The sequence below is a fragment of the Persicitalea sp. genome, from assembly GCF_041751555.1.
In the GTDB taxonomy this organism is placed as follows: Bacteria; Bacteroidota; Bacteroidia; order Cytophagales; family Spirosomataceae; genus Persicitalea.
The window spans coordinates 1-6,357 of record NZ_JBGSXF010000369.1 but is presented as its reverse complement, the minus strand read 5'-3'; the positions used below and the strand labels follow the sequence as shown (position 1 = coordinate 6,357).

4 protein-coding genes are annotated in these 6,357 nt (G+C 49.8%); 2 read left to right on the top strand and 2 right to left on the bottom strand.

All coding sequences use genetic code 11. The features are described 5' to 3' along the window. A partial coding sequence (locus ACEW8P_RS13230) for a DUF1549 domain-containing protein (RefSeq protein ID WP_373513551.1) occupies window positions 1-2,514 on the bottom strand: 2,514 nt, incomplete at its 3' end. Between the two features lie 416 nt (window positions 2,515-2,930). Here ACEW8P_RS13230 and ACEW8P_RS13225 point away from each other — a divergent pair. Continuing rightward, window positions 2,931-5,375, top strand: coding sequence for an outer membrane beta-barrel protein (locus ACEW8P_RS13225; RefSeq protein WP_373513550.1), 2,445 nt, complete (start codon window positions 2,931-2,933; stop codon window positions 5,373-5,375). A gap of 175 nt (window positions 5,376-5,550) precedes the next feature. On the opposite strand, the gene ACEW8P_RS13220 is transcribed toward ACEW8P_RS13225, so the two are convergent. Beyond that, complete coding sequence (locus ACEW8P_RS13220; protein ID WP_373513549.1) at window positions 5,551-6,078, bottom strand: YceI family protein; 528 nt, start codon at window positions 6,076-6,078, stop codon at window positions 5,551-5,553. 185 nt (window positions 6,079-6,263) lie between these two features. Between ACEW8P_RS13220 and ACEW8P_RS13215 the strand changes: the two genes are divergently transcribed. Further along, the coding region (locus ACEW8P_RS13215; RefSeq protein ID WP_373513552.1) for a VOC family protein at window positions 6,264-6,357 on the top strand (94 nt) is incomplete at its 3' end.

Here is a 6,357-nt window from a genome sequence, read left to right as displayed (position 1 = left end):
CTGGTAGGTAGCCGACAGCATGATCTGCCTGTGCAATTGCTTCATGTCCCAGCCCGACTCCACGAACGACGTTGCCAGGTAATCCAACAGTCCGGGATTGATGGGCAAAGCACCCTGATTGCCAAAATCGTCCGGCGTTTTGACAATACCCTGGCCGAAATGCATGGCCCAGATCCGGTTGACAATTACTCGGGCGGTCAATGGGTTTTCTTTATCAAAAAGCCATTGGGTGAGGCCCAGGCGGTTTTTGGGATATTTGTCGGTATAAGGTAGCACCGATTTCAGGGCGGCGGGCTGTACTTCGTCCGTCGGACTGTCGTACACCCCACGATTCAGCACAAAGGTTTTGCGCGGTTTGGGTAAGTCGCCCATGACCATGATTTCCGGGATGCGGTCGAGGACATTGGTCAAGCTGTCGCGCCAAATTCTCAACTCAGCGTAGTTTGGGTCGGCGATTTTTCGTTGCAGAGCGTAGTGTTCGTTGACAAGGGAAGGTTTCAGGGAAATCCCTTTGGTACTCGCCTTCGCACTATACAAGTGCAGAATTTCCAAAGCCGACATTTCCTTATCGAACAGCCGCAACTCGTCGATACCGCCGTTTTCGAAAGTGATAATCTTGCCTACCACGCCCAATTGGAAACCCCGGAAGCCGTAGGTGTGGATGTCCGGCTCGAACAGAATGGATTTGTACACTGCTTTCCCCAACACATCGACTGCAATGGGCAATCCGTTGACGTAAATGTGTACGCCATCGGCGCGACCCGAGCCGTCGTAAGTGATGCTGACGTCCGACCATTTCCTGATCGGCAAAGGTCGTTTGGCCACTAATTCGATGGCATTTTGCGGCCAGGAGTGGGCAATCACGAAGCGCAGTTTATTGTCTTTCAGCAACAAAGAATATCCTTTCAAACCCAAGCGATCGTCTTCGGCGTGGACAAATACACTGACGTCTTTGTAAAACGTATCGGGAAAAACGGAAAGACTCGTGGAGAAGGGTACGGTGTGTTCGTGCCAACCTAATTTATTCGGCAAGGCGGCAGTCGTAAACTCGTTGATAAAAAGCGCGTTGCCCCGCCTTCCCGGTTTGAATAATGGTTCTTTGATTTCCAGCGTATTCGCCGGATGATTTGCCTCGTCTGTCTTGAAAATTTTGTCCTTGACGGGCGTCATTTTATCGAAAGAATAGTACGCGACGGTACTTTGTGCTAAACCTTTGCTCAAATCGGCCAGCACTTCTTTGGCGTCCTTTTGCACCGAAACTACCTTTTGAATCCGGTTCAGGTTTTGCTCGGTGTCCGCGATTTTGGTTTTAATAAAATCAATGACCGATTCGTTCTTTTTGTCGGTCAATAGCAGCGAGGGGCCGGGCGTTTGGTCGGGGCCATAGACCGCCGTGCCGATTTCGTTGGTGCTGTTGAAGAAGCCAAACATCCGGTAGTAGTCTTTCTGGCTGATCGGGTCATACTTATGGTCGTGGCAGCGGGCGCACTCCACCGTCAGACCCAGGAAGGCTTTGCCCAGCGTATTGGCGCGATCCGCCACGTAATCGACCCGATACTCTTCGTAGATAATCCCCGCCTCCGAATTCTTGCGGTGTAGGCGGTTGAAGGTCGTCGCCAGGACACTTTCCTTGTTTTTGTGCTTGACCAAATCGCCCGCCAGTTGCCAGGTGACAAATTGCTGATAACTCATGTTCTTGTTGAAAGCCTGAATGACCCAGTCCCGCCACGGGCTGACGTCGCGGTGCTTGTCGTCGAGGTAGCCGTCGCTGTCGGTATAGCGGGCCACGTCCAGCCAGTCGGTCGCCATGCGCTCACCATAAGCGGGTGAAGCCAGGAACTGGTCGAGCATTTTCTCGTAGGCGTTGGGCGATTGGTCGGCTACGAAGCGGTCGATTTCGGCCAAAGTCGGCGGCAAGCCACGCAGGTCGAAGCTGGCGCGGCGAATCAGCGTTTCCTTGCTGGCGCGTTCGGTGGGAGCAATGCCTTTGGCTTCCAGCTTTTGCAGAACGTAGTTATCGATAGAGTTTTTGACCCAATTCTCATCCTTGACGTCCGGCGCGTCGCGCTTTTCGGGTTTGATGAACGACCAGTGCGGCTGGTATTCCGCTCCATCCTCGATCCACTTGATGAGCGTCGCTTTTTCGGCCACCGTCAGCGAAAGGTGCGATTCCGGCGTGGGCATAACCATTTCGGGATCGTGGGAAAGAATGCGGCTGACCGCCGTGCTTTTGCTCGTATTTCCGGGGACTATCGCATGGTAGTCGCCGCTTTTGCCCAAAGCGCGGTACGCTTCCTCGGCGATGTCCAGCCGCAGGTCGGCCTTGCGTTTTTTGGCGTCCGGCCCGTGGCAGGCAAAGCATTTATCGGAGAGGATTGGTTTGACGTCGTAGTTGAAATCCAGTTCTCCGGGCAGCAGATTGTAGGCTTCCTGTACATCATCGGGCAAGTCGGGGCCGCAGGAAGCACAGACTATGACCAAACAAAAGGCAACAAGTAAGGAAATGGATTTCATCAAATAGGGCAGGAATATTATAGGAGCATAAAATTACTAATTTTCAGTAGTCCCATGCAAATATCAGCTAGTCAACATGTAGAGAACTCATAGCCAACTCATTTGATTCCCAAAATATGAAGAAGTGCCAATCCTGGTGAGTTAGTTCTTTTTGTAAAATGAGGTTATTACATTTCTTGAGTAGAAATTTTAATAATTTTCTCGCTTCGTGCAACTTTCCGGCTTGGCTTCGCATCCATTAGTAGGTAAGGCAACGCGGGTGTGTTGAGATTTGCTTCCGTTTATCCCATCTCACAGCCACTTGTGTATAAAAAGGTTCTATGCAATGCACAGTACCTACCTTTGACCCATCGAAACGCCACGAAACCACGATGCGCACGCGGATTTTCTGGTGGGAACTTTAACTACTATTAGCCATGAAATTTTTTACCAAACTGGTAGCTCTGCTACTGGTATCAGCGCCACTATGCGCCCAGAATACGCAACGCGGTTCAGTTTCCGGCTCCGTGCTGGACGAAAAAAACGTCGCGTTTCCCTATGTCAACGTACTCTTACTTAAAGCCAAAGATTCTACTCTCGCCAAAGGCATGACTTCCGACACCGACGGGAAGTTCGCCTTCGAGACAGTCGAAGCGGGGCGTTATTTTACGCTTGTCTCGATGGTAGGCTACCAAAAAGTACACAGCCCTGTTTTCACGGTAGCCAATGCCGAAGTCAAGCTTTCACCGGTTACGCTCACAAACAGTGTGGAACTTTTGAACGAAGTGAAAGTGGTAGCCCAAAAGCCTTTCATTGAGCAGCAAATCGACCGCACGGTCGTGAATGTCGAGAACAGCATCGTTTCCGCCGGAGCCACCGCCCTCGAAATTCTGGAAAGATCGCCGGGCGTAGTGGTGGATCAGCAGAACGACGCTTTGAAACTGCGCGGCAAAAACGGGGTACTTGTGCAGATCGACGGCAAGCGCAGCTACCTCTCCCAAACTGAACTGATGAACCTGTTGCGCAATACGCCCAGCGACAACATTGAGAAAATAGAACTGATCACGAATCCTTCTGCCAAGTATGACGCGGCGGGTAATTCTGGCATCATCAACATTGTTTTCAAGAAAAATAAGAACTACGGTACCAACGGATCCGTCACCTTTGGCGGAGGGTATATGCCCGATCTGTCGGTGGGTCGCACCAATGGTTCGCTGGCGCTCAACCACCGTCAGGGCAAAATCAATATTTTCGGCAACAGTAGTGTTTACACGGGCGGCAACGTCAACACAAACAACATTTACCGGACAATTCCTTTTGAGGGAAAAGTCACGATTTTCGACCAGGAAAGCGAACGGCGTTCCAACTACCGGAATTACAGCTTTCGCGCCGGCATGGATTACAGCCTGAACGACAAAACTACCGTGGGTGTGCTGGCCTCGGCTTTCTCCAACGACTGGTCGCAGCCCGAAGGTGTCAACAATACTCAAATTCTGGATGGCAACTCTAAGCTTATCCGCTCTTTCTTGACCGAAGCGAGTAGTGGGCAGAAAATGAACAACCTGACCGGGAACCTGAATGTAAAACACAAGTTTGATGACAAAGGCAAGGAGCTTACCTTTGACGCCGACTATGTTCGCTATGGTGGACAGAGCTTCAACCAGCTTAACACCAATTACTTTAAGCCAAACGGGCTTCCCGATGGTTCTCCCGAACTGGTGCGCAACGATATGCCCTCGACCATAAACATCGGGGTAATCAAATTGGATTACGCACAAACGATCGGGAAAGGAAAGTTCGAGACTGGTCTGAAGAGCAGCTATGTGACTTCGGACAACAACTTGACTTTTGAGGTAAAAGTGGATGTTTGGCAAATCGACCCGACACGGACCAACCGCTTCAAGTACACGGAGAATATCAATGCGGCTTACGTCAATTACGGCGGCAAACTAGGCGAGAAAACTTCCTACCAGTTGGGTTTTCGACTGGAACACACACATTCGGTCGGCAACTCGGTGACTTTGAATGACGTTCGTGACCGTAACTACATCAATCTTTTTCCAAGCGTTTTTCTGTCCCGCCAACTGGATAGTAGTAACGTGCTGAACCTCTCGTACAGCCGTCGAATCGACCGCCCAGATTACCAGTCGCTGAACCCTTTTGAGTTTTACCTCGATCCATTTACTTTCCAGCGTGGCAATCCCAATCTGCGTCCTCAATACACCCATGCTTTACAGTTGACGCATGTTTATAAAGATTTCCTCAATACGAGTATCTCGTACAGCCGTATCAGCGATTTGATCGCCAATGAAGTACCGCGCCAAATCGCATCCGAAAACAAGACCTTTGTCACTACGGAAAACCTGGACAACCAGGATAATATAAACCTGACTGTGTCGGTGCCCATTCCGGTGACCAAATGGTGGACGCTGCAAGCCAATCTTACCGGATCTTATAATCGCTACAAAACTTACTATGGCGACGCGCTCTACGATGTGAACCAATTGAACTACAACGTGTTCGCCAGCAATCAGTTCAAAATGGCCAATGACTGGTCAGCAGAATTATCGGGCTGGTACAACAGCCCAGCCGTTTACGGCTTTTTCGTCTCAAATCCGCAAGGCATGATTAATATGGGATTGCAAAAGAGTATCTGGGAGAAGAAAGGTACCCTGAGGCTGAATGTCAGCGACATTTTCTGGATGAACAAATTCCGGGGCAGGGCCCAGTTTCAGGACATCGACCTGCGGGTACGCTCCACCTGGGCCAGCCGCCAGGTCAGGCTGACGTTTACCTACCGCTTTGGCAACCAAAATGTGAAAGGAGCCCGCCAACGCAACACTGGTTCCGACGATCTGCAACAGCGCGTCAAATCGAATTAAAAGCATCGCGCCCGAAAGCGCAAAAGGTACTAATCCTCATACGATTAGTTTAGGTTAAGAATACGGAAATCCGCCCCTTACTAAGGGGCGGATTTTTTGTTTTTGGTAGATTTTATTTACTGTGGCGCGGATTCGCAGCCTGGACACTAAAGATCGCTTTTAAGCGGCTGCGTCTCTACTTTTTCAAGTTTACCTTCAAATCTATCTTCACGTCGTCGGACATTCCCAGCGTGTTGCCACCGAATTTCCAGTCAGTGCGATCCAACTTGGTTGAACCTTCCAACGTCGCCGTGGAGCCGCTTTCTTGAAAAGTAAAAGGAATTCTAACACTTTTAGTCACGTTTTTTAGTGTCAAATCGAACGTCCCGACGTAACCTGAACCGGACTTTTCGATTTTGGTAGATTTGAGCGTTACGCGGGGGTACTTTTCGACCTGGAAGAAATCTTCTTTTTCGCGGAGGTGACCGTCACGCAGTGAGTTATCGGTATCGACGGTAGCGGCGTCCACGCTGCCTGCAATACTCGATTGAGCCAGATTGCCGGGATCAAAATTGATATCCCCTTTGAACCCTTTGAAAGAACCGACTACTTTCACACCAAACATCTTAGCCGTGAACGCAGTACGGGCGGCACTAGGTGTCCAGGATTGCCCGTAGGTAAAAGTTGACATGGCCAAGGCCGCTAATAGAAATAATTTACGCATGAATGATGGAGGTTTATCTTGGTTTATGCTCTCTGTTACGTATCGAGTCAGTTGATAGGTTGCGTCGGTAGGGAACAGAACAGGTATTATTAATGCCATGGGAAAACATTCTTTTGATGAATGGGGTAGTATTTCGAGACAAGACGAATCACGCCCATCTGCCATCATTGCAAAAATAATTTTCGATCATAATTTCTCGCGTCGCCCTTACTGTCAAGGATCTGGCCCGCTCAATAGGATTCTACGAGAAGGTTCTGAATTTCAAGCGAATTGGGAATT

Coding starts and splice junctions, on each gene's coding strand:
- ACEW8P_RS13225 (WP_373513550.1), top strand. CDS start 2,931: ATGAAATTTTTTACCAAACTGGTAGCTCTGCTACTGGTATCAGCGCCA.
- ACEW8P_RS13220 (WP_373513549.1), bottom strand. CDS start 6,078: ATGCGTAAATTATTTCTATTAGCGGCCTTGGCCATGTCAACTTTTACC.